The organism is Mycobacterium sp. OTB74, assembly GCF_029892685.1.
GTDB lineage: Bacteria > Actinomycetota > Actinomycetes > Mycobacteriales > Mycobacteriaceae > Mycobacterium.
Window position 1 is genome coordinate 80,038 of the sequence record NZ_JARXVD010000002.1, and the last position, 23,494, is coordinate 103,531.

23 protein-coding genes are annotated in these 23,494 nt (G+C 64.6%); 10 read left to right on the forward strand and 13 right to left on the reverse strand.

Features of this window, described 5'->3' with window-relative positions:
• Positions 1-6: 6 nt before the first annotated feature.
• Positions 7-192 (reverse strand): hypothetical protein, encoded by a 186-nt coding sequence (locus M2432_RS03505; protein ID WP_280825377.1) that lies wholly within the window; start codon positions 190-192, stop codon positions 7-9.
• Between the two features lie 36 nt (positions 193-228).
• On the opposite strand from M2432_RS03505, the gene M2432_RS03510 reads away from it, so the two are divergent.
• A complete protein-coding gene (locus M2432_RS03510; RefSeq protein ID WP_280825378.1) occupies positions 229-657 on the forward strand; it encodes a pyridoxamine 5'-phosphate oxidase family protein in 429 nt (142 codons plus the stop codon).
• Positions 658-668: 11 nt separating this feature from the next.
• On the opposite strand, the gene M2432_RS03515 is transcribed toward M2432_RS03510, so the two are convergent.
• Complete coding sequence (locus M2432_RS03515) at positions 669-1,220, reverse strand: TetR/AcrR family transcriptional regulator (RefSeq protein WP_280825379.1); 552 nt, start codon at positions 1,218-1,220, stop codon at positions 669-671.
• Between the two features lie 82 nt (positions 1,221-1,302).
• Between M2432_RS03515 and M2432_RS03520 the strand changes: the two genes are divergently transcribed.
• From M2432_RS03520 to M2432_RS03530, 3 genes are all read left to right on the forward strand, one after another.
• Positions 1,303-2,490 (forward strand): FAD-dependent monooxygenase, encoded by a 1,188-nt coding sequence (locus M2432_RS03520; RefSeq protein WP_280825380.1) that lies wholly within the window; start codon positions 1,303-1,305, stop codon positions 2,488-2,490.
• Positions 2,491-2,561: 71 nt separating this feature from the next.
• Positions 2,562-3,014 (forward strand): TIGR03618 family F420-dependent PPOX class oxidoreductase, encoded by a 453-nt coding sequence (locus M2432_RS03525; protein WP_280825381.1) that lies wholly within the window; start codon positions 2,562-2,564, stop codon positions 3,012-3,014.
• Positions 3,015-3,675: 661 nt separating this feature from the next.
• Positions 3,676-6,756, forward strand: a complete 3,081-nt coding sequence (locus M2432_RS03530; protein ID WP_280825382.1) for a YncE family protein — start codon at positions 3,676-3,678, stop codon at positions 6,754-6,756.
• A gap of 60 nt (positions 6,757-6,816) precedes the next feature.
• On the opposite strand, the gene M2432_RS03535 is transcribed toward M2432_RS03530, so the two are convergent.
• Both M2432_RS03535 and M2432_RS03540 read right to left on the reverse strand, forming a co-directional pair.
• A complete protein-coding gene (locus M2432_RS03535; RefSeq protein WP_280825383.1) occupies positions 6,817-8,964 on the reverse strand; it encodes a 3-hydroxyacyl-CoA dehydrogenase NAD-binding domain-containing protein in 2,148 nt (715 codons plus the stop codon).
• A 15-nt stretch (positions 8,965-8,979) separates the two neighbouring features.
• Entirely contained in the window at positions 8,980-10,191 is a 1,212-nt protein-coding gene (locus M2432_RS03540) for an acetyl-CoA C-acetyltransferase (protein WP_280825384.1), read from the reverse strand.
• 286 nt (positions 10,192-10,477) lie between these two features.
• Here M2432_RS03540 and M2432_RS03545 point away from each other — a divergent pair, with 286 nt between their 5' ends.
• On the forward strand, positions 10,478-11,263 hold the full coding sequence (locus tag M2432_RS03545; RefSeq protein ID WP_280825385.1) for an alpha/beta fold hydrolase: 786 nt from the start codon (positions 10,478-10,480) through the stop codon (positions 11,261-11,263).
• A gap of 67 nt (positions 11,264-11,330) precedes the next feature.
• Here M2432_RS03545 and M2432_RS03550 read toward each other — a convergent pair whose 3' ends face one another.
• The 3 genes from M2432_RS03550 to M2432_RS03560 all read right to left on the reverse strand — a co-directional run bounded on the left by M2432_RS03550 (position 11,331) and on the right by M2432_RS03560 (position 14,624).
• A complete protein-coding gene (locus M2432_RS03550; protein ID WP_348536291.1) occupies positions 11,331-12,347 on the reverse strand; it encodes an alpha/beta hydrolase in 1,017 nt (338 codons plus the stop codon).
• 82 nt (positions 12,348-12,429) lie between these two features.
• Complete coding sequence (locus tag M2432_RS03555; protein WP_280825386.1) at positions 12,430-13,980, reverse strand: NAD(P)/FAD-dependent oxidoreductase; 1,551 nt, start codon at positions 13,978-13,980, stop codon at positions 12,430-12,432.
• A gap of 47 nt (positions 13,981-14,027) precedes the next feature.
• On the reverse strand, positions 14,028-14,624 hold the full coding sequence (locus M2432_RS03560; RefSeq protein WP_280825387.1) for a TetR/AcrR family transcriptional regulator: 597 nt from the start codon (positions 14,622-14,624) through the stop codon (positions 14,028-14,030).
• 70 nt (positions 14,625-14,694) lie between these two features.
• Between M2432_RS03560 and M2432_RS03565 the strand changes: the two genes are divergently transcribed.
• Complete coding sequence (locus tag M2432_RS03565) at positions 14,695-15,165, forward strand: DUF2834 domain-containing protein (protein ID WP_280825388.1); 471 nt, start codon at positions 14,695-14,697, stop codon at positions 15,163-15,165.
• A 28-nt stretch (positions 15,166-15,193) separates the two neighbouring features.
• Positions 15,194-16,381: a pyridoxal phosphate-dependent aminotransferase gene (locus M2432_RS03570; RefSeq protein WP_280825732.1), complete on the forward strand. Its 1,188-nt coding sequence runs from the start codon at positions 15,194-15,196 to the stop codon at positions 16,379-16,381.
• 14 nt (positions 16,382-16,395) lie between these two features.
• Here the strand turns inward: M2432_RS03570 and M2432_RS03575 are convergent, their stop codons facing one another.
• From M2432_RS03575 to M2432_RS03600, 6 genes are all read right to left on the reverse strand, one after another.
• On the reverse strand, positions 16,396-17,121 hold the full coding sequence (locus M2432_RS03575) for a GntR family transcriptional regulator (protein WP_280825389.1): 726 nt from the start codon (positions 17,119-17,121) through the stop codon (positions 16,396-16,398).
• 143 nt (positions 17,122-17,264) lie between these two features.
• Positions 17,265-17,702 carry an SRPBCC family protein gene (locus M2432_RS03580; RefSeq protein WP_280825390.1) on the reverse strand — a complete coding sequence of 146 codons (438 nt, stop codon included), beginning with the start codon at positions 17,700-17,702 and terminating at the stop codon, positions 17,265-17,267.
• A gap of 64 nt (positions 17,703-17,766) precedes the next feature.
• Positions 17,767-18,840, reverse strand: a complete 1,074-nt coding sequence (locus tag M2432_RS03585; protein WP_280825391.1) for a CaiB/BaiF CoA-transferase family protein — start codon at positions 18,838-18,840, stop codon at positions 17,767-17,769.
• Positions 18,841-18,890: 50 nt separating this feature from the next.
• Positions 18,891-19,331 (reverse strand): SRPBCC family protein, encoded by a 441-nt coding sequence (locus M2432_RS03590; RefSeq protein ID WP_280825392.1) that lies wholly within the window; start codon positions 19,329-19,331, stop codon positions 18,891-18,893.
• A 45-nt stretch (positions 19,332-19,376) separates the two neighbouring features.
• The gene (locus M2432_RS03595; RefSeq protein ID WP_280825393.1) at positions 19,377-20,054 is read right to left on the reverse strand and encodes a sensor domain-containing protein; all 678 of its coding nucleotides are present in this window, start codon (positions 20,052-20,054) and stop codon (positions 19,377-19,379) included.
• Between the two features lie 39 nt (positions 20,055-20,093).
• On the reverse strand, positions 20,094-20,633 hold the full coding sequence (locus M2432_RS03600; RefSeq protein WP_280825394.1) for a hypothetical protein: 540 nt from the start codon (positions 20,631-20,633) through the stop codon (positions 20,094-20,096).
• Positions 20,634-21,018: 385 nt separating this feature from the next.
• Between M2432_RS03600 and M2432_RS03605 the strand changes: the two genes are divergently transcribed.
• From M2432_RS03605 to M2432_RS03615, 3 genes are all read left to right on the forward strand, one after another.
• Positions 21,019-21,708 (forward strand): MspA family porin, encoded by a 690-nt coding sequence (locus M2432_RS03605; protein WP_280825395.1) that lies wholly within the window; start codon positions 21,019-21,021, stop codon positions 21,706-21,708.
• Positions 21,709-21,803: 95 nt separating this feature from the next.
• A complete protein-coding gene (locus tag M2432_RS03610; protein WP_280825733.1) occupies positions 21,804-22,517 on the forward strand; it encodes an MspA family porin in 714 nt (237 codons plus the stop codon).
• The gene (locus M2432_RS03615) at positions 22,517-23,281 is read left to right on the forward strand and encodes a hypothetical protein (RefSeq protein WP_280825396.1); all 765 of its coding nucleotides are present in this window, start codon (positions 22,517-22,519) and stop codon (positions 23,279-23,281) included. Before M2432_RS03610 ends, M2432_RS03615 begins: the two co-directional genes overlap by 1 nt.
• Positions 23,282-23,494: the final 213 nt, after the last annotated feature.

A 23,494-nucleotide genomic window follows, 5' to 3' on the forward strand; every position in this document is an offset into this window, starting at 1 on the left:
AACCAATCACCACACCGTGCTGCGTCGGGCGCTCATGGCAGGTACCGCACTGACGGAATCCCCCACGCGCAACCTCCGCAACTGTTCGGCATCCAAGGCCGCGATCAAATACCCACGCAATCGTACCGGCGCGGCGCGGGGGGCACCCGGCGCGACGACGCGGTTGTCCTGCAACCGGGCGTCCTCGCGCAAACCACAAGGCTAGAAGGCTTTCGCTACCTTGGGGTCATGGCGCTATCCAAGGACGAACGCGAACAGTTTCTGGCCGAGCCACACATCGGGGCCTTGTCGGTCAACGCCGGCCCCGACCGCGGACCGCTGACGGTGCCGATCTGGTACCAGTACACGCCCGGCGGCAAGCTCTGGCTGCTGACCGGTCCTGGTTCCCGTAAACACAAGCTGATCGAAGCCGCCGGGCACTTTTCGCTGATGGTCGAGCGGTTGGAGCCGACGACGCGCTACGTCGCGGTCGACGGCCCGGTGCTCAGCATCGAGCCGGGTACCGACGAGCAGCTGGTCGAGATGGCGACTCGCTACCTGGGCGCCGAGAAAGCCCCGGCGTACGTGGAGTTCTCCAAGCGCGAGCACGGCGCCACTGTGGTCGTCACGCTTGATCCCAAGCACTGGCTGTCGGCGGATCTCGGCGCCATCATCTGAACCGAAGAAGCTCAGTCGGGCAGTCCCAGCGCCGCCATCGCACCATCGACGCTCGCGTGGCACAACTGCTCGTAGGGCGTATCCGGATACTGCAGGCAGCAGTCCTGCAGACCGCCGAACGCTATAACTGAGCGGACCGACTGGTCCAGGGTGGGTCGACGGCCGAACACCACCTTGCCCAGCCGGTCCCGCCAGGCCAGCAAGGCGTCGATCAAGCCGAGGTCGGCCAGGGTGGTCAGTTCGGAGACGATCAGCACCAAATCGGCGCGATGCCGGTAGTGAAAGTCGAAATAGCCCTGCAGCAGTTCTCGGGGTGTCGCCCGATTCGATCCACGCAGCCGCTCCTGGTGCGCGACAAAAGCCTCGCCCTCGTCTATCAGGGGCTGCAGGATGCTTCGGACCAGATCCTCACGTGACCGGAAGTGGTAGTAAAGCGCCGGCTTGGTGATGCCGAGCCGGTCGGCGATGTCCTGCAGGCTGGTGCGTTGCACGCCCTTCTGGGTGAACAGCTCGCGCGCCACATCCTGGATGCGCTGCCGGGTCTCCGACGGGGGCTTGGCCACGTAGCCACCCTAACTTACTTAACGAGCAGTAAGCTGATTGCGCCCGTCACTTACCGATCGTTAAGTAAATGGGGAGAAACCGATGAAAGTGCTGATCTCCGGCGCCAGCATCGCCGGACCCCTGCTCGCATACTGGCTCGCCCGAGGCGGATGCGACGTCGCCGTCGTCGAACGCGCCCCGGCGCTCCGCAAGACCGGCGGCCACGCCGTCGACCTGTTCAGACCTGCCATGGACATCTCGGAACGGATGGGCGTGCTCGACCGCATCGAGGCACATGCCACCGGCACCACCCGACTGATCGCCCACCAACCGCCGGCTACCCGGCCGACAAATATCGATTACGTCAAAGTGGTCGCCATGGTGTCCGACAGGCATGTCGAGATCATGCGCGACGACCTCAGCGCCATCTACTACGACGCCGCTCGCGACGCCGCTGACTTTCGGTTCGGCGACCAGATCACCGCCATCGCCGACGACGGTCAGGTGGCCTTCGAACACGCGCCGTCCGAACACTTCGACGTGATCGTCGGAGCCGACGGGTTGCACTCGGGTGTGCGCCGCTTGGTGTTCGGAGAGCACGTTCCGGAGCAGTTTCTCGGCGGCTATCTCTCGGTGGTATCAGTGCCGAAATCCCTTGCCCGCAACGGTGAAATGGTCGGTTACCTGGTGCCCGGGAAAATCGCCATGATCTACACCGCTGACCATCTCGACGATGCGCGGGCGGTGTACATCTTCCGTCCCGGCGGACCCATGGATTACGACCACCGCGACGTCGCACGGCAGCAACGTCAACTGGGTGCGGCCTTCGGCGGCATGGCGCCCGAGGTCGACCGTTGGCTAGAGGAAGTCGACCACACCCCGGCGTTCTACTTCGACGCCATCACCCAACTGCAGATGAGCACCTGGTCTCGCGGCCGGGTAACGCTGGTCGGCGACGCCGGGTACTGCCCGGGCCCAGCAGTGGGCGGCAGCACCAGCCTGGCGGTGTACGGCGCCTACGTCCTGGCCGCCGAAATTGCAAGGGCTGGTGACGATTACGCCGCAGCATTCGCCAACTACGAACGAACCATGGCCGCACCGGTGTCCGGCAGCCGCAAGCTGGCGGCCGTTAACGCCAAGACTATCGTACCCGGATCACGTTGGGGCATAAAGGCTTTGATGGGCACCGCACGGACCATCTCACTGCTGCCCATAGGGCTGACGCAATCACTGGCCCGGCTCAACCCGAAAGGTGTCCGGCTCTACGACACCATGCCGCTACCTGACTAGCCGGCCTTAGCGCTCTCGCGCCGCCAACGATCCATAGCAATCGGCGGATCGAGGAGCGTAACGTTTTCCAGGTGACTAGCGTGTCCGCATTCGCCGAGCTCTCGGCACTCGATCACGGTCTTTGCGTGCTCAGCACCCTGCGCGGCGATGGCAGCATCCAGTCCTCGGTGGTCAATGCCGGCGTGATGGCACACCCACGAACCGGTCAACCGGTCGTTGCCCTGGTCGCCATCGGCGGCGCACGCAAGTTGCGTCACCTCCGCGCTGACTCCAGGGCCACCGTCGTTGCCCACGCCGGCTGGCAATGGGCGACGGTCGAGGGAACCGCCGAGATCATCGGCCCCGACGACCCGCATCCGGAGGTCGATGCCGAGGGACTGAGGCTGTTGTTACGCAACATCTTTACCGCGGCCGGTGGCACCCATGACGACTGGGACACCTATGACCGAGTCATGCGCGAGGAACGTCGAGCTGCCGTCCTGATCTCGCCTACCCGGGTGTATTCGAACCCCACACCGCGCTGAGATTAGGTAATACCCGACAGGGACGGGCGAAAAATCTGAGTAGCCAATACTCAACATTTTCGGCCCAATACCAGCGATGATCCAAGCACGGGTGAACAACACCCGGGCGGGTCTGAGTTCGGGGCGGACACTCCGGTGCTTCGGGTCTGATGCCGGCGCACAACGAGCACAGGAGACGACGATGTCGCCACTTGTACAGAACCAGCCTGCCCGAACAGGGGCCGTAGTGAGCGCAGGGCGCCTTGTGGGCCGCGTCGGGGGGCTAGCCGCAGCACTAGGTGTTGGTGTGGCAGTGGCGGTTTCGCTGGGCACACCTCCGGCCAGGGCGGATGACTCAGCAGGGAGCGCCTCGTCGAGCGACGGAGTCTCCCCATCGGACTTACACCATTCGTCGACCAGCGGAAAGAATGCGCCACAGCACCGGTTATCCCCGACGAAGCGCGTAGCGTCACCGGAATCGGCTGCCACACAGACCTCGATCGGGACCACCCCCGCGTCCGTAGCCGCAACGTCACCAGGAGCCGCGCAGCAGGTCAATAACTCAGCGCCGCACAAGAATTCCCGAGTCACAGGCAATACCACGCGCGTGAGCCCGGCCGCGGTGCCCACACCGGCGCCGGCACAGTCAACTGCGCGGGGGTCGGCCAGCGGGTCGGCATCGTTGAGCAGTACGAGCACCCCAGTCGCCAAGCCTGCAGCCGCACCGGCCACCTCGCAGCCCACCACCCCCGTCCTCGCAATCAGCACTACCAACAAGATCGTGCCCGCGCCGACCACCTCGACACCGGCCGCCTCAAGCGTGGTGAACAGCGTGTTCTCCGGGGTGCTAGGCGGACCGTCGACGCTGCCCACCGGCGTGACGGACACCGACACGCCGCTGGTGCTGGGTCTGCTGCAGTGGTCGCGCCGCCAGAGCACCCCGACCACCCTGAGTTCGTCGACCACTGTTGCCACATCGACCAGCCAGTTGCTCAACACCTCCGCACCGGTCTCGGCAACCGCGGTGGTCGCCGCGGCGGCGCCGTCGACGGTCTCTGCGGCCCTGACGAGTTCGATCGCAACGACTTCGCCCGTCGGCGTAGCTGTCAGTCCTAACGGAAACACGGTTTACGCCCTCAACGGCGGCACGGGCGGGTTCTTCGGGTTCGGTGGCAGCCCAGCATCAGTGGCGCTCATCAATGCCAGCACCGGCCAAGTAACTGCGAACACGCCCCTGGCGTCGGCGGCAACCGGCATCGTGGCCGGCCCCAACGGCATTGTGTACGTGCTCAACAGCGGCACCAGCGGATTCTTCGGATTCGGTGCTGCCAACGGTTCAGTCTCGACGATGAACTCCGCAGGCACGGTGACCCAGACGATCGGTGTCGGCGCGTCACCGACCGATCTGGCCATCTCCGGAAACAACCTGTACGTGCTCAACGGCGGCTCGACGGGCTTCCTCGGCTTCGGCAGCTCGCCAAGTTCGGTCACGGTGATCGACACCACCAACAACACAGTCAGTCGGACCATCGCGCTGAACTCGGCAGCCAGCGCTATCGCCGCCAGCCCCACCGGCACCCTGTACGTAACCACTAAGGGCAGCAACGGTTTCCTTGGCTTCGGTGCAACGCCAGGCCAGGTGCAGGCCATCAATCCCGTCACGGGCACGGTGACCCAAACCATCGCTGCTGGAACAGCACCTGGCCGAATTGCCTTCAGTCCCAGCGGTGCAACAATGTACGTCCTCAATGGGGGCACCCCGGGCTTCTTCGGACTCGGTGGCACACCGGGGTCGCTTGCCGTCATCGACGCCGCCACCGGTCAGGTCGGCAGTACAGTGCCCGTCGGTGCGGCAGCCAGTGATGTGATCGTCAGCCCCAACGGCAGCCGGGTCTATGTCGCCAACGGCGACGACACCGTCAGCATCATCGACACCGCCAGCAATACCGTTGTCCAGAAGGTCGCGGTCGACCCCTCACCCGCACCCGCCAACCAACGACTCGCGCTCAGCCCCGACGCCACCACCCTGTACGCCACCGACGGACCGGAGAACCGGATAGGGGTCGTGTCGCTGAACTACGTCGTCGGTAGCGGGGTAAACGTCCTGGGCACCGTCAATATCCCTGGAATTCCTTGGGGTACACCGGTATTGAGCGCCGACGGCACGCACGCCCTGGTCACCACCACTGTCAGCAGCCTGACGGCCGGCATCAGTACTCGAATAGCACTGGTCGACTCCGCCACCGGTACCCAGACCGGCCCCACTGTCACAGTCCCGGGCAACGCATCGGGGATACCGCTGTTAACCGCCGACAGCACCCACGCCGTGGTCACCACCACCGTGACCGACCCGACCACCGGCAGCGCAACCCGGGTAGCGCTGTACAACACCGCTACCGGCACCCAGACTGGCACCGCCCTGACCATCCCCGGCACCGCGACGGGCTCTGTACTGAGCGCCGACGGCACCCACGCTCTGATCACCACCGTCGTCTACGACTCAGCCACGGATTCGAACTCGACCCGGGTGGCAGTGCTCGACACGACCACCGGCGCACAAACCGGCACCACCCTGAACATCGCAGGCCTGGCGTCGGGCTCACCGCTATTGCTGGCCGACCGCCGTCACGTGCTCATGGACACCACAGTCACCAACCTGGCCGGCAACACCACCCAGGTAGCGCTGATCGACACCACGACCGGCACCCAAACCGGCACCACGCTCACCCTCCAAGGGACCCCACCCGGTGTACCGGTACTGAGCGCCGACGGCACCCACGCCCTGATCACCACCAGCGTCTTCACTCAGTCCACCGGTGATACCACCCAGGTTGCGTTGATCGACACCACGACCGGCACCCAAACCGGCACCACCGTCACCCTGACCGGTTCCGCAGCGAGCCCGCGCCTGTTGAGCGCCAACGGTTCTCAGGCTCTCATTACCACCATCTCCGGAGACTCGACCAACGGATTCACCACCCGGGCCGCGGTGTTCAACACCACAACCGGCGCCCAGACCGGCAGCACCCTCACCCTTACCGGCGCCGAGTCGGGCTCCCCCGTGCTCGCTGCCGACGGCACCAATGTCGTCATCACCACCAGCGCCTATGACTCAACCGTCGGCTCCACCGCCCGGTTGGCAGTGTTCAACACCACCACCGGCACCCAAACCGGCAGCACCCTGACCCTCGGCGGTGACCCAAGGGGCGTTCAGCTGATCAACGGCGACGTCCACCACGCCCTGATCACCACCGCCGTATACGACTCGCTCACAAGCACTTTCACTACCCGGGCAGTGATGGTCGACCTCACCACCGGCGCCCAGACCGGCACCGCCCTGAACATTCTCGGCGATTCAGTCGGGTATCCGCCGGTGCTGAGCGGCGATGGTAGCCACGCCCTGATCACCAGCTACAACGACAATGCGACTCCACACACAACCCGGGTAGCAGTGCTCAACGCCATCACCGGCACTCAGACGGGTACGACTCTCACATTCGGTCCGGAGACGAGTGCATCGGCGGTGCTGCTCCCCGACGGCACGCATGCGCTGATCACCACGGGCAGCAGTGGCGGCACCCAGGTGACGCTGATCGACCTCACCACAGGCGCCCAAACCGGCACCCCGATCAACCTCGCAGGCGCAGAGATAGGTCGAGTGCTGTTGACTGCCAATGGAACTCGCGCTCTTGTCACGACCTACACCTTCGACCCATTCAGTCAGACGTATACAACCCAGGAGACCGTCCTCCAGGTTGGCTAGCCGCATGCCCGAGCACGCAAAAGCCCCCGACTCGCGCCGGGGGCTTTTGACGTTTTGTGCTTAGTTTTCCAGCGAAGCCGGCGGCAGGAAGCGGTCGCCGTACTTGGCGGCCAGTTCCTTGGCCCGGGCCACGAAGGCGGCCTTGCCGACACCGAGCGGACCTTCGTAGCCGACGATGTACTGCGCCGAGCCACCGGTGTACGGCGGGTAGCCGATGCCCATGATCGAACCGATGTTGGCATCGGCGGTCGAGGTCAGCACGCCCTCGTCGATGCACTTCTGGGTCTCCAGAGCCTCAGCGAACAGCATGCGGTCGATCATGTCCTGCAACGGAATTGACGTCGAGCCCGAGTTGAACGTCTCGGCCAGGCCCGGCCACAGCTGGGTCCGCTTGCCGTCGACGTATTCGTAGAAGCCTGCACCCTTCAGGCGCGACGGGCGACCGATCTCGATCATCTTCTCCACGACAGCCTCGGCCGGGTGCGCCACGTAGGTGCCACCCTCGTCCTCGACGCCCTTGCGGGATGCCGTGGCGATCTTGTGCATGAGCTCCAGGTTCAGCTCATCGCTCAGCTGCAGCGGCGCCGCCGGGTAACCGGCCTGTGAGCCGGCCTGCTCGATCGATGCGGCCGCAACGCCCTCGCCCAGCATGGCCAGCGCCTCGTTGACGAAGGTGCCGATCACGCGCGAGGTGAAGAAGCCGCGGCTGTCGTTGACGACGATCGGGGTCTTCTTGATGGCCAGGACGTAGTCGAACACGCGTGCCAGCGCCTCGTCAGAGGTCTTCTCGCCCTTGATGATTTCCACCAGCGGCATCTTGTCGACCGGCGAGAAGAAGTGGATACCGATGAAGTCCTCCTGGCGCTTCACACCGGCCGCCAGACCGGTGATCGGCATGGTGGAGGTGTTCGAACCGAGGATGGCATTGGGCTCGACGATGTCCTCGATCTCCTGGAACACCTTGTGCTTGAGTTCCTGGTTCTCGAACACGGCCTCGATCACGAAGTCGACGCCCTTGAGATCCGCAGGATCGGCGGTGGGGGTGATCTTGGCGAGCAACGCCGCGGACTTCTCTTCGGTCGTCTTGCCACGCTTGAGTGCCTTGGCTTCCAGGCCCTCCGAGTACGCCTTGCCCTTCTGGGCGGCCTCGATGGTGACGTCCTTGAGCACCACGTCGTAGCCGGCCTTGGCCGAGACGTAGGCGATGCCGGCGCCCATCATGCCCGCACCGAGCACACCGATCTTGGTGATCGGGGTCTTGCCGATGCCCTCGGGACGGCTGCCGCCACCGTTGATGTGCTGCAGATCAAGGAAGAACGCCTGAATCATGTTCTTGGCGGTCTGGCCGGTGACCAGCTTGGTGAAGTAGCGGCTCTCGATGCGGGACGCAGTGTCGAAGTCGACCTGCGCACCCTCGACGGCCGCATCCAGGATGAGCCGCGGTGCGGGCATCGGAGCACCCTTGAGCTGCTTGCGCAGCAGTGCCGGGAACGACGGCAGGATGGCTGCCAGCGCCGGGGAGGCGGGGGTGCCGCCGGGCATCTTGTAGCCCTTGACATCCCACGGCTGGGTGTGGGACTCGGGGTTGGCCTTGATCCATGCCTTGGCGGCCGGGACCAGTTCCTCGACGGTGCCGACCAGCTCGTCGACCAGACCGGTGGCCCGCGCCTTGGCCGGGCTGAAGCGGGTGCCCTGGCTCAGCACCTCCATGAAGGCCTTCTGGATGCCGAACATCCGGACGGTGCGGGTGACGCCGCCGCCACCGGGCAGCAGGCCCAGGGTGACCTCGGGCAGACCGACTTGGCTGCCACGCACGTCCGCGGCGATGCGGTGGTGACACGCCAGCGCGATCTCCAGGCCGCCACCGAGCGCGGCGCCATTGATGGCGGCGACGACGGGCTTGCCCAGGGTCTCCAGAGCACGCAGGTCAGCCTTGATGGTCTCGACCAGCTCGAACGCCTCAGCGGCGTCGTCGGGCCCGATGCTCATCATGCCCTTGAGGTCACCGCCGGCGAAGAAGGTCTTCTTCGCGCTGGTGATGACCACACCGGTGATCGAATCCTTCTCGGCCACAAGGCGATCCACAGTGTTGTGCATGGATTCCTTGTAGTGCTCGTTCATCACGTTGGCCGAGCCGGTCGGGTCGTCCAGCGTCAGGGTGACGATGCCGTCGGCATCCTTGTCCCACTGAATGGTGTTCTGTGCCATGGTTCTTCGTTCTCCCTAGACGCGCTCGATGATGGTGGCCACGCCCATGCCGCCGCCGATGCACAGCGTGACCAGCGCACGCTTGGCACCGCGACGCTCAAGCTCGTCGACCATGGTTCCGGTGATCATGGCGCCGGTGGCACCCAACGGGTGACCCATCGCGATGGCGCCACCGTTGACGTTCAGCTTCTCGTCGGGGATGTTCAGGTCCTTCTGGAACTTGAGCACCACCGAGGCGAAGGCCTCGTTCAGCTCGAACAGGTCGATATCGTCGACCGTCAGGCCGGCGCGGTCCAGCACCTTCTTGGTGGCCGGGGTGGGGCCGGTCAGCATGATGACCGGGTCGGCACCGCTGGTGGCGGTGGCCACGATCCGGGCGCGCGGGGTCAGGCCCTGCGACTTGCCTGCGGCCTCGCTACCGATCATCAGCAGCGCGGCACCGTCGACGATGCCCGAGCTGTTGCCACCGGTATGCACGTGGTTGTTCTTCTCGATGAAGTGGTACTTCTGCAGCGCCACGTCGTCGAAGCCACCCATCGCGGCCAGGCCTTCGAAGGCCGGCTTGAGGCCTGCCAGGCTCTCCATGGTGGTGCCGGGGCGCATGTGCTCGTCGTGGTCCAGCACGGTCAGGCCGTTCTGGTCCTTGACCGGGATGACGGACTTGGCGAAGTAGCCGCCCGACCACGCCGCAGCAGCCTTCTGCTGGCTGCGCAGGGCGTAGGCGTCGACGTCTTCGCGGGTGAAGCCCTCGACAGTGGCGATCAGGTCGGCGCCGATGCCCTGCGGGACGAAGCCGATGCGGTAGTTGGTCTCGGGGTCAGAGGCCCAGGCGCCGCCGTCGGAACCCATCGGGACGCGGCTCATGGACTCGACACCACCGGCGTAGACCAGGTCGTCGAAGCCCGAGCGCACCTTCTGAGCGGCCAGGTTGACGGCCTCCAGGCCGGAAGCGCAGAAACGGTTGAGCTGGAAGCCGCCGGTGGTCTCCGGCAGGCCGGCCACCAGCGCGGCGGTGCGGGCGATACAACCGCCCTGATCGCCGACAGGCGAAACGACACCCAGGATGACGTCGCTGATCAGCGTCTCGTCGAGATCGGGGTTACGCCGACGCATCTCCTCGATCAGGCCGACGACCAGGTTGACGGGCTTGATCTCGTTGAGTGCGCCATTGCGCTGCTTGCCACGGGGCGTGCGAATCGCCTCGTAGATGAAGGCTTCTTCGGCCATGTGTTTGCTCCAGGTCCTGTTGAGGATGGGTATCGGGTTTGCCTACCCGCGAGTAGGCGGTCCCCTGCTCGGTAGCGTAACAGGCCCACCCAACCGGGTGGTTGGGAGCGTGCTCAGCCTCACTCGCCGGCCTTACCCGCCCCCTTTTGCCGCGACTGTGCGTGTCTGCACATCGACACGCGCATCGGAGTGCACTCAGCGCACGCTCGCTCGACAAACCCGACTAATGCCGGGGCGAAATGCGGTATGTAGAGACCCTGCGATGCCACCTGAAAAGAGGACGCCCGTGCTTGAGGTCATCGACAAAGGCGTCTGCACCGAGGCACACCCCGTCCCACTGCTGTTTCTGCACGGCGGTTGCCATGCAGCCTGGTGTTGGGACGAGCATTTCCTGGACTTTTTCGCCGACAACGGGTTTCGCGCGGTGGCGCTGAGCTACCGCGGCCACGGAAAGAGCGGCCTGGACAAGCCCCTGAAGAAGTGCGCCATCGCGGACTACCTAGCCGACGCACGCCAGGTGGCGGCCGGTCTCGGTACGGCGCCGGTGCTGGTCGGGCATTCGGTGGGCGGCTTCGTCATTCAGAAACATTTCCAAGACGGACACGCCCCCGCCGCCGTGCTGATGGCGTCAGTGCCACCGCAGGGCATCATGCGCGGAGCCTTCAGGGTGTGGCGCAGCCACCCGTGGACTACCGTGCGCAACAACATCATTGGAAATAATCACTTCATGTTCAGCACGCCGCAGCTGGCCCGCGAGCACCTGTTCTCGCCCGGCACCCCCGAGCAGATCGTGGCGAACGGCGCAGCGCGGGTGCAGAAAGACAGCGTCCGCGCCGTGTTTACCGACATGGTCGTCTGGCGCCCCAAACCCATGGCGGTGACCGCGCCCGTTCTGGTCCTCGGAGCTGAGCAGGACGGCACGATCAGCAATGCCGAAGTGCATGCCACTGCGCGTGCGTTCGGCACGAAGGCCCAACTGTTTCCGAACATGGGGCACGCCATGATGCTCGAACCCGGCTGGCGCGTCGTCGCCGAATGCATCCGAAACTGGCTTGCGCACCAGGGCTTATAGCTGCGTCGAGTGTTGGCTTGTGTTCTACGAATTCGTGGTTGTTCGACCGCAAGCCAACACTCGGGAATCAAGCAGTAACTGTCTTGATGAAGTCCGTGACCTCCCTGACCGCACGGCGGGCGTCAAGGTTTGACGAGGCGAATACCTGGAACACATGGACCGCGCGGTCGAATATCTGCAGCCGCACCGGAACCCCCGCCTCGGCGAGCCGCTGCGCCAGCAACTCCGAGTCGGGCCGCAGCGCCTCCCGCGAACCGACCTGCAGCAGGAATGGACCCAGCCCCTGCAGATCAGAGTCCACCGGGCAGGGCACCGGACCGCGAGTCCCGTTGCGAAGCAGGAATACCTCGCTGATCATCCGCAGGAAGTCCACCGGGAACATCGAATCCGGAACCTTTTGGGCTGCTTGATATTTCGGCTCCATATCGCTGTCAGTAGCCGCCGAAAGCAACACGCAGCCCGCGGGCGGCGTCATACCCAGATCGCGCACCGCTGCGGCGGTCATGGCCGCCATGAAGCCACCGGCCGAGTCACCGGCCAGCACGATGTTCTCGGGCTTCACGCCCTGTCCAAGCACATAACGGTAAGCGTCCACCCCGTCGGCGATGGCATCCTCGACCTGGCTCCGGGGACACAGCCGGTACCCGACGTTCAGGGCACGCGCACCACTGTCCCGCGCGATGCGGCTGACCAGCGGCCGGTGGCTGTTGATGCCCAGAGCGATGAACGCTGATCCGTGGAAATAGATGACGACCGGACCATCGGCGACCTGGGCGGTCTCGGAGTTCCAGACCCATTCCGCCGGACAGTTCGGCAACGTCACGGGCTCGGTGCGGGTACCGCGCACACCGGGCACCCAGGCGATGAATCGCTCGAGCCCGTCGTAGGACCTGTTGAGCAGGGCCTGCGGAGATCGCCTGTTGATGGCCAGCATGAGCATGGTCAGCGCAAACATGATGGGCTTGAGGGCCTGCATCAGATGGCTCTCGACGACTGAATGCCAGTTGGCCGTACCCATCCACTCCGGACCGGAATAGACGTCTTCCGATTCGACGGGTTCGGGAATCCGGCTAGGACTGGTCATTACGGGGCCTCCTCAGGCAACACTGCCCGCCGAGACTAACCGACCGGTTGGGTGGGCGTTCGCCGCCTATCCAAATACCCCGTCAACTGTCTAAAACGGCGTGGGCGGCGTTGTAGCCCGGAATGAAGTTGACCGCCGGCCCGCCGTGGCATCCGGCACTGCCCAGGTACAACCCTTCGATGGGCAGTTCCTGGTCGATGAATCCGCGCGGCCCCGGACGGTTGGGCCCCATCTGTTCGGGGTGTATCAGCCCGTGGCAGAAGTCGCCGCCGGGTGCACCGAACATCCGGTCCATGTGCCGCGGCGTAAATGTGGTGTGCCGCAGGATCAACTTCTCGAAGTTCGGTGCCAGCCTGGTGATCTTGTCGATCACCCGCTGACCCATCTCACGTTTCTGCGCACCGTAGTCGCCGCTTCCCTCGATGGGGAACCACAACGCGAACGCCGATGACGCGTGCTTACCTGGCGGCGCCAGCTCCGGGTCCTGAACCGACGGAATCTGCCAGGCGATCGATGGGTCGGCGGGCACGATTCCTCGGCGGGCGTCCTCCCACTGCTGCTGAAGTTCCTCGGGCGTACTGAAAATGCCGATGGTGGACTGCAATTCGGGATCGTTGAGCATCTCGTAGGGCTCGGCGAATTCCGGAATGCCGTCCAACGCGAAATGCATCTGCAGATAGCTGCCTCGGTGGTCTACCCGGCCGTAGCGGGAACGCACGTCATCGGGCACGGCCGCGCCCACCAGTTTGTCGACCGTGACAGACGGTGCCACAGACGAAATCACTACGGGTGCAGCAATTTCCGTACCATCGTCCAACCGCACCCCGGTAACCCGACCGTCTGCGACTGTGATTGCCGAAACCTCGCTGCGCAGCCGCACCTCTCCCCCGTGCGCCACGAAGGTGTCCTCCAAGTGCTGACAGAGAGCCCCGATGCCGCCCTTGATCTTGCGCATCAGCGACGCGTTCTCGGTGGGCACCGCCAGACCGAAGGCCAGGGCGGCAGCGCTGCCCGGCGTCTGGGGCCCGCGGTAAGTGGTGTTGCACGCCAGTACCGACATCATGCCGCGCATCGCGCCATGCTTGTCCTTGTCCGGCAGGAAACGATCCAACACATCGGTCACCGAACCGAACAGCATGTCGGTGATCGCCGACCGCTCGAATTCATTTGTGGCGCAGGCATACATCTCGTCATAGGTCTTCGGGGGCAACCCCGCGTCGAACCGGCCCAGCGCCCGGGCGGGCGCCTGACTCCAGGCCATCAGCCCGGCCATGCCGCCAAGCGCCTCGGCCCCGTGTACCTCGTTGACGTGGTTCAGCAGCTTCATCGGGTCGGAGTAGAAGATGAACGGGTCGTCACCGACGCCGCGCAGGTTGACCGACATGACCTCCTGCTCGACGCTGGGCACTTCGTCCAGACCCAGCTCCTGACTTACGGCCAGGGCTGTGGGGAACTGCTCGGAGCCGGCGATCTCGAACTTGTAGCCGTCGAACAATTCCACGGTCGAGGCCATGCCGCCCGAATAGAGCTTTGCGTCCAGACACAAAGTGCGCCGGCCGGCCTTCTGCAGGATCACCGCCGCAGCCAGCCCGTTGTGCCCTGCTCCCACCACGATCGCGTCGTATTGCGCCATGTCCGCAGACTCGCACCGCCGGCCTGTTATGTCAATGGTGACAAAACTCAGCCGAGCCCCAACCCGCCCGCCAGCTGGTCCAGTGCCGTGTGGCTCATTCGCGCCAGATCCGCCAGCGACCGCTCCGAACCAAGCATCCAGACCTCCATTGCGCCGAACACCGCCCCCGCGATGGTTCGCGAGGTGACGGCAATGCGCAGCCTGTCCCCGTCGTCCGCGGCAGAGCGACGGCCCAGATGTTCGGCGATGGCATCGGCGAAATCGGCCTCGACCTGACGGATATGGCTGACGATCCGTTCTGGGTCCAGCTCCTGCTGACGCAACGCCGCGATCTTGGTGACGGCACCAAAGTCGTAGGGGAAAGAAAAGATTGCCGCTTGAACCGCTTCCACGATCGACTCGTCTGGTGAGCGGTTCGCCAGCGCCGTGCGAAACCAGTGCAGTCCCGCGTCGTAATCGGCGAACAGCAGCTCGTGCTTGGAGGCGAAATGTCGGTAGAAGGTGCGCAGTGACACCCCGGCGTCCGCTGCGATCTCCTCGGCAGTGGTGCCCTCCACCCCCTGAGCCAGAAACCGCACCAGGGCAGCCTGCTGCAGCGCTTCGCGAGTGCGTTCGCTGCGGGCGGTCTGCGGCGGCTTGGCCATGGCAGTACCGTACCGCAGGAAGTTTTGACATGATTGACAGAACTTCCGGCGTCGAGAAGACTCCCCCAGCATGGTCTCGCTCATCGTGCACGCCGTCCTGGGCCTCATCACCATCGCGATCATCGTCCGGACAAACCAGACGATCTTCGCCCGACCCGCAGGCGGTCCCCGGTTCTCGGCGCTGGAGCTGACCTACTACGTCATCGGCATCGCCTCGATAGCGCTGGGCTACTACTTCAACACCAAGTTCGTCATGGAATACCAACCGCCGCACGGCAATCCGTTCGTCGGCCCGGGTAGTTGGTCCGATTACATCCGGTTGATGTTCGTCAACCCGGCGGCGTCATCGGCCGGCCAGGACTACACGATCATCAACGTCATCCTGCTACCGCTGTTCACCATCACCGACGGACTGCGGCGCGGTATCCGGCATCCGTGGCTGTTCTTCGTCAGCAGCCTGTTCACCAGTTGTGCCTTTGCGTTGGCGTTCTACTTCGCGGTGATCGAGCGGCAGCGGCGCGCCGAGGCACAGCGGGTTTGAGACACTCCCTCAGGTGACGCCACCTGGAATGGTTCCCCGCCTGCGGCCGTACGCCTCCACCATCTTCGCCGAGATGTCTGCGCTGGCAGCGCGGGTCGGGGCGGTCAATCTCGGCCAGGGCTTCCCTGACGAGGACGGTCCGGTATCGATGCTCACGGTCGCGCAGCAGTCGATCGCGGCCGGCGTCAATCAATACCCGCCCGGGCCCGGCATCACAGAGTTACGGCAGGCTATCGCCGCCCAGCGCAAACGGCATTACGGCATCGACTACGACCCCGACACCGAGGTTCTGATCACGGTCGGTGCCACCGAGGCCATCGCGTCGGCGGTGATCGGGCTGGTCGAACCGGGAAGCGAGGTGCTGGTCATCGCGCCGTTCTACGACTCCTACTCCCCGGTGATCGCCATGGCCGGCTGCCATCGGGTCACAGTCCCGCTGGTGGCCGACAACCGTGACCCCTTGGTGGCCCGTCACCGTGGCTTCGCCATCGACATCGACCGACTGCGCGCCGTGATCACACCGCGCACCCGGGCGCTGATACTCAATTCACCGCACAACCCCACCGGCATGGTGGCCGGCCCTGACGAGCTCGCCGCCATTGCTGCCATCGCCGCCGAGCACGACCTGTTGGTGATCACCGACGAGGTCTACGAGCAGCTGACATTCAACGGGCACCGGCATATCCCCCTGGCCGGCTACCCGGGCATGGCCGAGCGGACCGTCACCATCTCCAGCGCAGCCAAGATGTTCAACTGCACCGGCTGGAAGATCGGCTGGGCCTGCGGGCCCGCCGAATTGATCGCCGGGGTGCGGGCCGCCAAGCAGTACCTGACGTACGTCGGCGGCGCGCCGTTCCAGCCCGCCGTCGCCCACGCCCTCAATCACGAGGACGCCTGGGTGGCCGACCTTCGCGACGCGTACCGAGGCAAGCGGGACCGACTGGCCGCCGCTCTGGGTGACATCGGGTTCGACGTACACGACAGCTTCGGCACCTACTTCCTGTGCGCAGACCCGCGGCCACTGGGCTATGACGACAGCACCGCCTTCTGTGCAGGGCTGCCCGAACAGATCGGCGTGGCTGCAATCCCGATGTCGGCGTTCCTGGACCCCGACTCACCGGACTCGGCGGGCTGGAATCACTTGGTACGGTTCGCCTTCTGCAAGCGCGACGACACTCTGGACGAGGCGATCAGCCGACTCCGGTCACTGACCTAGGCGGCATCGACGCGCTAATCCAGTTGAGATGTTTCGTCCTCCGCCAGCAAGCCGGTGTCGCTGGGGAACGTCGCGATGACGTCATTGAGGCGGTGTGCGTGCCGGGTCGTGGCTGCCAATAAACGTTCGGAATCACGTGCCAGGAACGCAACCAGCATCTCGTCGTGGTCGATGTTCAGTTTGGTCCAGTGGTCGGAGTCGACGTGGACCATCGGCTGAACAGGCTCGATCATGTTCCAGGCCATATCGAGCATGCGCAACAGGCGCTGCATACCGCTCGGCCGGGCCAAGGCCATGTGGAAGTTTCGGCTCTCCCGCTGATAAGCCGCCCCGTCACCGTCGATGATCGCCTGCGCCAATCGCTGGTTGGCCGCCACCGCTGCGGCCCGGTCCTCCTCGGTGGCGCGATGTACTGAGACAGCCAAAGCCGCAGCTTCCAGAGATTCCCCCACGATGTACATTTCCCGCAGCTCCTGGGCGGTCAGCTGGGCCACGGAGTAGCCGGCGTTCGGCCGGTGCGTCACCAGTCCCTCACCGGTCAGCGTCTTGAGCGCCTCACGAACCGGAATGTGGCTGACGCCTAACAGATCCGCCACTTCTGACAGCGGCACCGGTGTTCCGGGCGGCACGTCGCCGTTGAGGACGACGCGTCGCAATTCGTTCACTACGGATTGCTGCGGCCCGCCGTTGCGACTTGCCACCAGTTTTTCCAAAAACACGGAGGGGCGATGCGGCGGCATGGAGCCACCCTACGCGCATCTGCAGTTCCGCCACCGTAATCGTGTGCCGTGGCGTCTGTGCTGGTGAGGGGCTTGGCGACAATGTGCAGCAAGTTGTTCTGATCGCCGTGGACGTGCGAGACCAATTTCCGCGGTGAGGCCAACTACCCGTAAAACCTGGTGACGCGGGTCCGCAGCCGGTCGATCGCGTCGTCAAGGACCAATTTTCGAGCCCGCCGCAGCAGGAATTCCGGGATGGGAGCGGCCAGGTCGATGATGAGGTCGAACCGGACGCGGGTCAGGTCCCCCTCGCGGGTCAACTTGTACTCGGCGTGCTGCCCGCGCTGCTGGAACGTATCGGCTGCGTCCCAGACCATCCAGTCGTCGCCCCAGTGGTACTCCAGGAGTTCCTTATCGGTGAAACCCATGATTTTCACGGTCGCCTTGACGTGGTGTGGGCGGCCGTCCGGGTATCGATCCACCACTTCTATGTCCCGACGCAGCTTCGACCACGACGACACCTCGTCCGTGTCCGCCAACGCATCCAGGATGGCTTTGGGCGAGGCGTCCATCACCGCTTCTCGGGACGCCATAACTGCCATAAAGGCAAATTTAGACCTGTATATGGATGACGTACAGGGGTTCTGCTGGCTAACTTTTGAAAAATTACCAGCCGAGCTCGTCGATCGACGTTGTCTGCTGCGGCGGCGTGCCCACCGGCCCGCTCGGCGTGCGGGAGAATCTGGGCGCCGGCGCGGCCTGATCCACACCACCCCAGGTGACGATGGTGGACCGGGCTCGCAAGTGCTCACCAGCCGCCGCCTCGGTCCAACTCAGCACAGGTGTGACGCAGGCGTCAGTTCCGGCGAAGGTCTTCGTCCACTCGTCGCGTGTCTTGCTGGCGAACCTAGTGGCGAAGATATTGCGCATCCGGTCGTAGTTGGCCGAGTCGAACTGTTTGGGCACCTCGTCGGGGTCCAATCCGAGCCCGACGAGCAGCTGGGCGAAGAACTGCGGCTCGATCGATCCGACCGCCATGTAGCCGCCGTCGGAGGTCTCGTAGACCCGGTAATACGGAGCCCCGCCGTCGAGCAAGAACGACTCCCGTTGGTCCTTCATGGCTCCGGTGGACTTCATGGTCCACATCATCTGCGCCAGCATGCTGACGCCGTCGACCATCGCCGCGTCCACCACCTGGCCGCGACCGGAGCGTTCGCGTTCATACAGCGCGGCGACTATGCCGATCAACACCAGCATCGAGCCGCCACCGAAGTCGGCGACCAGATTCAACGGCGCCACCGGCGGCCGGTCCGCATAGCCGATGGCCGACAGCGCGCCGGTCTGCGACAGGTAGTTGATGTCATGTCCGGCGGTCTGCGCCAGCGGCCCGTCCTGCCCCCAGCCGGTAATCCGGGCGAAGATCAGCCGCGGGTTGACGGCCTCGCAGTCTGCCGGCCCGATCCCGAGCCGCTCGCAGGTGCCGGGCCGGAAGCAGTCAAGCAGCACGTCGGCTTTCGCGGCCAGCGCCAGCAGCGCCCCGGGGTCGGACTTGACGTCGAGGTCGACGATTCGCTTGCCGCGGTGCAGCAGGTCGACGTTCTCGGCGGGCATGGTGAGCCCACCGGGACGACGCACCCGCACCACGTCGGCACCGAGGTCGCTCAGCATCATGGCGGCGTGCGGCCCGGGGCCGATTCCGCCGAGTTCGATCACCCCGGCGAGGGGCCCCGCGTTGGTCATCTCGCGACGTTAACCCATCCGCGGGGCCACCGTCCGAATCCCGGTGGGAGTCAGCCGTTTTTGACCTTGAGCACCTGCTTGCGCAGACCATCGGTGGCGGTCTCCGAGCCACCTTTGAGGGTGCGCTTGAGCAGGAAACCGGGCAGCGGGACGGCCACGTCGACGGTGATGTCGAACCTGACCTTGGTCTTGTCGCCGACCGGGGTCAACGTGTAGCTGGCATCCTGTTTCTTGAGCTGACCGCTCTTGATCAGAGTCCAGCTGATCTTGTGCTCTTCCCAGGTGTACTCGATCACCATCTGGCCGGTTATGCCAGCGGCCTTGACCGTCATCTCGACCTGCTTGGGCCGGCCATTGTCGTACGTCGAGAGAATCTCAGCCTTCTGATACTGCGGTGACCAGGTTGGCGTCGATTCCACATCGGCGACGACGTCGATGATTTCCTCGGGAGTTGCTTCGATGGTGACTTCGCGTGAGTCGCTGGCTGCCATGGCGCGAACGATACACAGCAACGGCTGACGGTTGGCCCGATCGATTTAGTGGATGCCGCCTTGGATCTTTGCTGCGATGGCGGCCGCCGCCGTCTCCGACTGCTTTGGCGAGCACGCCTCGACGTCGATGATGACGTTGCCGGCCAGCTGCAGAACGTGTTGGCACCAACGGGTTTGGTCACCCGTGCCGCGGGTGATGGGCATGGCCAACTGGGTGTCGGTTCGGCTCAGGTCACCGGAAAGCCACTTCGGCAGCTGCGCGTCGTTGAGCGTGATGTTCACGTGGTGATTGGTGCACTTGGACCATCGGTCGGCCGACTGGTTGAAGAAGTCACGCGCTGCGTCAGGCTTCTCGTAATAGACCACCGACTGGGCCACCAGGTTGTCCCAGTGATCGTTATCGGGTGTGCGCAGAGTCTGCTTGCGCACCGATTTCCAGGTCTTCTCGTAGATCTGGCTTTCATCGATCTGCCAGACGCCCAGGCAGTTCATGTTGGGCAAGAGGTTGCGGTGATCGTCCATCTGATCGCTCACCGGATGGGCCACCAGGTCCGTCGTCCCCATGATCTGGTTCACCACGGCCGGGGACAGCAGGAGGGTATCGATCGCCGATTCCGCGACCTGGGGCGCGGACTGCGTTGAAGTTGTTGGTGCGGTGGCTTTTCCACCGCATGCGGCAAGCGCCAGGCACAGCGCGGCCAGCCCGAAGGCATATCGCTTCACAGTTGGTTGTTATCCGTCGTTCTAGTCGGGTGAATGTGGTCAGGCGTGGGTACCGGCCGCGGCGCAAGCACGCTGCACAGCTTCAGCGTTGTTGTTGACCTCGGTCGCGGTGGAATCAAGGGTGCCGGTCAAGTTCAGGCCCATCTTCACGATCAACTTGGCGGCGCCGAGCGACCAGGCCCGCATCGGGTCCGCGATCTCGGGCGTGAGCCCGGGAGTGTTGGCTGCGTCCATTGCAAAAGATGCGGACTGACGCAGGCTGGTGCGACCGGCTACGTTGCTGTCGTTCACGGTGCCGTCGCGGTCATCCAAACTGTCCGCATAGTTGCCGTAGCCATCCGACGCATTGTCGAGCGCCTGGGCGAACTTGGCACATGCAGCTACCGCCGCGGGATCAGCGTTGGACGAAGTGACTGTCGTAGCCTGCACGGCCGCACCGGGAATCGGAGCGCCGCCCTGGTCAACCACCGCGGCGTCACCGTCGACGTCGGCGGCCGCCTCCGGCAGCCACAGCATCCCGACTCCGCTGACCACAATCGTTGCCGCCAGGACCCGTGCACACCCGAGTGGTGTCTTCAATGCTTCCTCCAAACAGTTTCGGAAAACCTACCGTCAGACGTTTACATGACCACTGGATGAACGCGGAACCACACGCGAGTTTCCAGTCGTGATCGGTTCCATTGCACCAGCAGAAGACAATGACACAGATCACACTCGGCCCTTCACCCCGACCAAGTCACAGTGAAATTAACATCGATGCTGGTCGCGATGCCGCCCGTTGCTGGTCTTGTACAAAAATCTCACTGGTCGTAAAGGTGGCCTGTTTTGTTTCCAACCCGTTCACTGTTTCGACACCCAGCCATTGGATGCTCCGACCCGAAAGATTCTTGCTAGATCCACAGGGATTCACTGAAAGAATCCACAGAAAATCTAGCTACCAAACAAGAGAGGCGCGCTCATCACCATGTCGAACCGCTATGCCATGTTGGCTGCCGTCTGCGTGCTGCCGCTGCTCAGCACTGCGCCCATTGCGGTCGCCGATCCCGCGGCTGACCCGGCCGCGCCGGCACAGCCGGTCGTCAACGCCGCAGCCCCGGTCCCGCCGCCACCCGCCGATGGCCTCGTGCCCTCCGGTCCTCCCGGAGTACTGGACACCCCGGACGGCTGGCACTTGTCGGTAGTGGGCAGCAACGAGACCCAGCTGCCGGTCGCTCCGCTGACCACCGCCATCACCTCCCGCGAGTACCTGGTCTCAGGTACCTTCACCGGAACCATCACCGGTGGCGGCAAATCCAAGCTGGCCGGCGGCACGCTGGAGGCCGGCGAGCAGATCGGCTGCGGCATCATCAACGATGAGGAAGAGATCAACCCCATCGCCAACACGACGCCGGGCATCGGCATCACCGGCCCGAGCATCAACTTCGGCGCCGCCCTCCAAGGCAAGGTCTACCTGAAGCCGGGCACCGTGACCACCGTGGCCGTCGACAAGAAGTCGTTCAAGGGCAACTCCACCCGAATCACCCTCACCGGAGTCCGCATCAAGACCGACTACTGCGCCGGGCAGTCGTTCATCCGGTCGTACGCAACGCTGACCAGCTCGACTGACAACACAGACGACGTGATCACCTACCTCGGTGTGACCAAGTCTGTCTAGTGCCAGCGTTACGTCATCACATTCCCATGCGCACCAACATGATTCACAGTTTTCAACCGACCAACGGATTGACCACGAGAGGCCTCGCCACCACCATGCTGAACCGACTCGCCATATTGGCAGCCACTTGTCTGTTGCTGCCGGTAACTGCAGCGCCGCTTGCTCTGGCCGATCCTCCGGCACCCGCCCCGCCCGCTGACCCGGTCGCGGCAGCGCAGGCGGCTCCCGCTCCGGGTGACGACGGTCCGCCACCGGACAACGGAGTCGTTGCCTCGGCTGACCCGGGTGTGGTGACCACGCCCGACGGCTGGGTGATGACGGTCAAGGGTGACAAGGAGACCCAACTGCCGGTCGCCCCGCTGACCACTGCTGTCAGCTCACGCGAGTACCTCGTCGGCGGTACCTTCACCGGCACGGTCACCGGCGGCGGCAAGACCAAGCTGAACGGTGGCACCCTGGAGGCCGGCTACCAGATCGGCTGCGGTATCGAGCTCGGACAGATTCGTCTTATCGGCCAGGCCGGTATCACTACCGGAACGTCGACGTTGACGGGCCCGATTCCCACCTCACTCAGCTTCCCGCTGTCGGCCACCCTGGAGATCCACCCGAAGCCCGGCCAGGTCATCCAGGTTCCGGTGGACAAGAAGACCTACAAGGCAGCCCCGGTCCGGGTGACCCTCAAGGACACCCACGTCAAGATCGACGGCTGCGTCGGACAGTCGTTCCTGCGGTCCTACGCGACGCTGACCAGCTCCACCACCGACACCGATGACATCGTGGCCTACTACGGCGTCACCAAGTCGGTCTGATGCACCGCAAACAACTGATGACGAAAGCCGCGGCGGCTGGCGTGCTCGCCGCCGCGGCGTCCATCGCCTTGTCCGGGTCGGCAGCAGCCGACCCGGACACACCGGCACCACCCCCCGCACCGACCGGATTCGGCAACACGGCGCCGCCGGTGCCCGACGGCAGATCAGAGGCGCTGGCTGGACCTATAGCTGCAGCACTCGGTCCTACTCCACTGGCCGATAAGCAGATGCCTGGACTGGGAGCGCCGTTGGGGCCCGAAGGGATCAACCTCCTCGGGCAGCGCGGCGCAGATCCTGCGGCAGTGGGTCCTCTGGGGCTGCCGCAAGGAGTCAGTGGCTTGAGCCACGACACGGTACTGGGCCAGAACGCGGTGCCGTCTCGCCCGGGCTCGGATGCGGGTACTGTGCCGAAACTCAATGCCTTCAACAACGCCTACGGCGTGCAGCAATGCCTCAAGCCCTCGGCACCCGGCCAGTGCCAGGAGTTCGGGGTTGACCCTGGCCAGGAAAACGCCGACATCACCCCGCACGACTGGCTGCACCGGTACATCGACATGTACCACGACGGACGACTCAGGGGTGGTTCGCTGAGCCAGTGGAATCAGCAGCAGCTCGGCGAACCGCTGCCAGGAACCGCACCGCCGCCTGGGACCAACATCCCGCCAGGTCTGGGGCAGTACTACGAGCCGCCGGACGCTCCGCCTGCACCTGGTGCTCCGCCTGCACCTGGCGCCCCACCACCACCGCCGGCACCTGCGGGCTGACCTACCGACGGAAGCACTGCCCCTTACCGCTTGACCGAGACGAGACATCGTCATCTCGGCCAATTGGTAAGGGGCATTGTCGTTTTTCCTCACGAAACCCCCTACCGTACGACTCGTCTGACGTATACAGAGATCTATGGCGGCGTCCGCGTACATCGGTCGGGTCGGCGGTCTTGCAATCGCGCTCGGGGTCGGCGCCGCCCTGACTTCCGG

Bases quoted from the DNA above. Each gene is read 5' to 3' on its own strand.
- M2432_RS03510 (WP_280825378.1), top strand. From the start codon at position 229: ATGGCGCTATCCAAGGACGAACGCGAACAGTTTCTGGCCGAGCCACAC.
- M2432_RS03520 (WP_280825380.1), top strand. From the start codon at position 1,303: ATGAAAGTGCTGATCTCCGGCGCCAGCATCGCCGGACCCCTGCTCGCA.
- M2432_RS03535 (WP_280825383.1), bottom strand. From the start codon at position 8,964: ATGGCACAGAACACCATTCAGTGGGACAAGGATGCCGACGGCATCGTC.
- M2432_RS03540 (WP_280825384.1), bottom strand. From the start codon at position 10,191: ATGGCCGAAGAAGCCTTCATCTACGAGGCGATTCGCACGCCCCGTGGC.
- M2432_RS03550 (WP_348536291.1), bottom strand. From the start codon at position 12,347: ATGACCAGTCCTAGCCGGATTCCCGAACCCGTCGAATCGGAAGACGTC.
- M2432_RS03555 (WP_280825386.1), bottom strand. From the start codon at position 13,980: ATGGCGCAATACGACGCGATCGTGGTGGGAGCAGGGCACAACGGGCTG.
- M2432_RS03560 (WP_280825387.1), bottom strand. From the start codon at position 14,624: ATGGCCAAGCCGCCGCAGACCGCCCGCAGCGAACGCACTCGCGAAGCG.
- M2432_RS03565 (WP_280825388.1), top strand. From the start codon at position 14,695: ATGGTCTCGCTCATCGTGCACGCCGTCCTGGGCCTCATCACCATCGCG.
- M2432_RS03570 (WP_280825732.1), top strand. From the start codon at position 15,194: ATGGTTCCCCGCCTGCGGCCGTACGCCTCCACCATCTTCGCCGAGATG.
- M2432_RS03575 (WP_280825389.1), bottom strand. From the start codon at position 17,121: ATGCCGCCGCATCGCCCCTCCGTGTTTTTGGAAAAACTGGTGGCAAGT.
- M2432_RS03580 (WP_280825390.1), bottom strand. From the start codon at position 17,702: ATGGCAGTTATGGCGTCCCGAGAAGCGGTGATGGACGCCTCGCCCAAA.
- M2432_RS03585 (WP_280825391.1), bottom strand. From the start codon at position 18,840: ATGACCAACGCGGGGCCCCTCGCCGGGGTGATCGAACTCGGCGGAATC.
- M2432_RS03590 (WP_280825392.1), bottom strand. From the start codon at position 19,331: ATGGCAGCCAGCGACTCACGCGAAGTCACCATCGAAGCAACTCCCGAG.
- M2432_RS03605 (WP_280825395.1), top strand. From the start codon at position 21,019: ATGTCGAACCGCTATGCCATGTTGGCTGCCGTCTGCGTGCTGCCGCTG.
- M2432_RS03610 (WP_280825733.1), top strand. From the start codon at position 21,804: ATGCTGAACCGACTCGCCATATTGGCAGCCACTTGTCTGTTGCTGCCG.
- M2432_RS03615 (WP_280825396.1), top strand. From the start codon at position 22,517: ATGCACCGCAAACAACTGATGACGAAAGCCGCGGCGGCTGGCGTGCTC.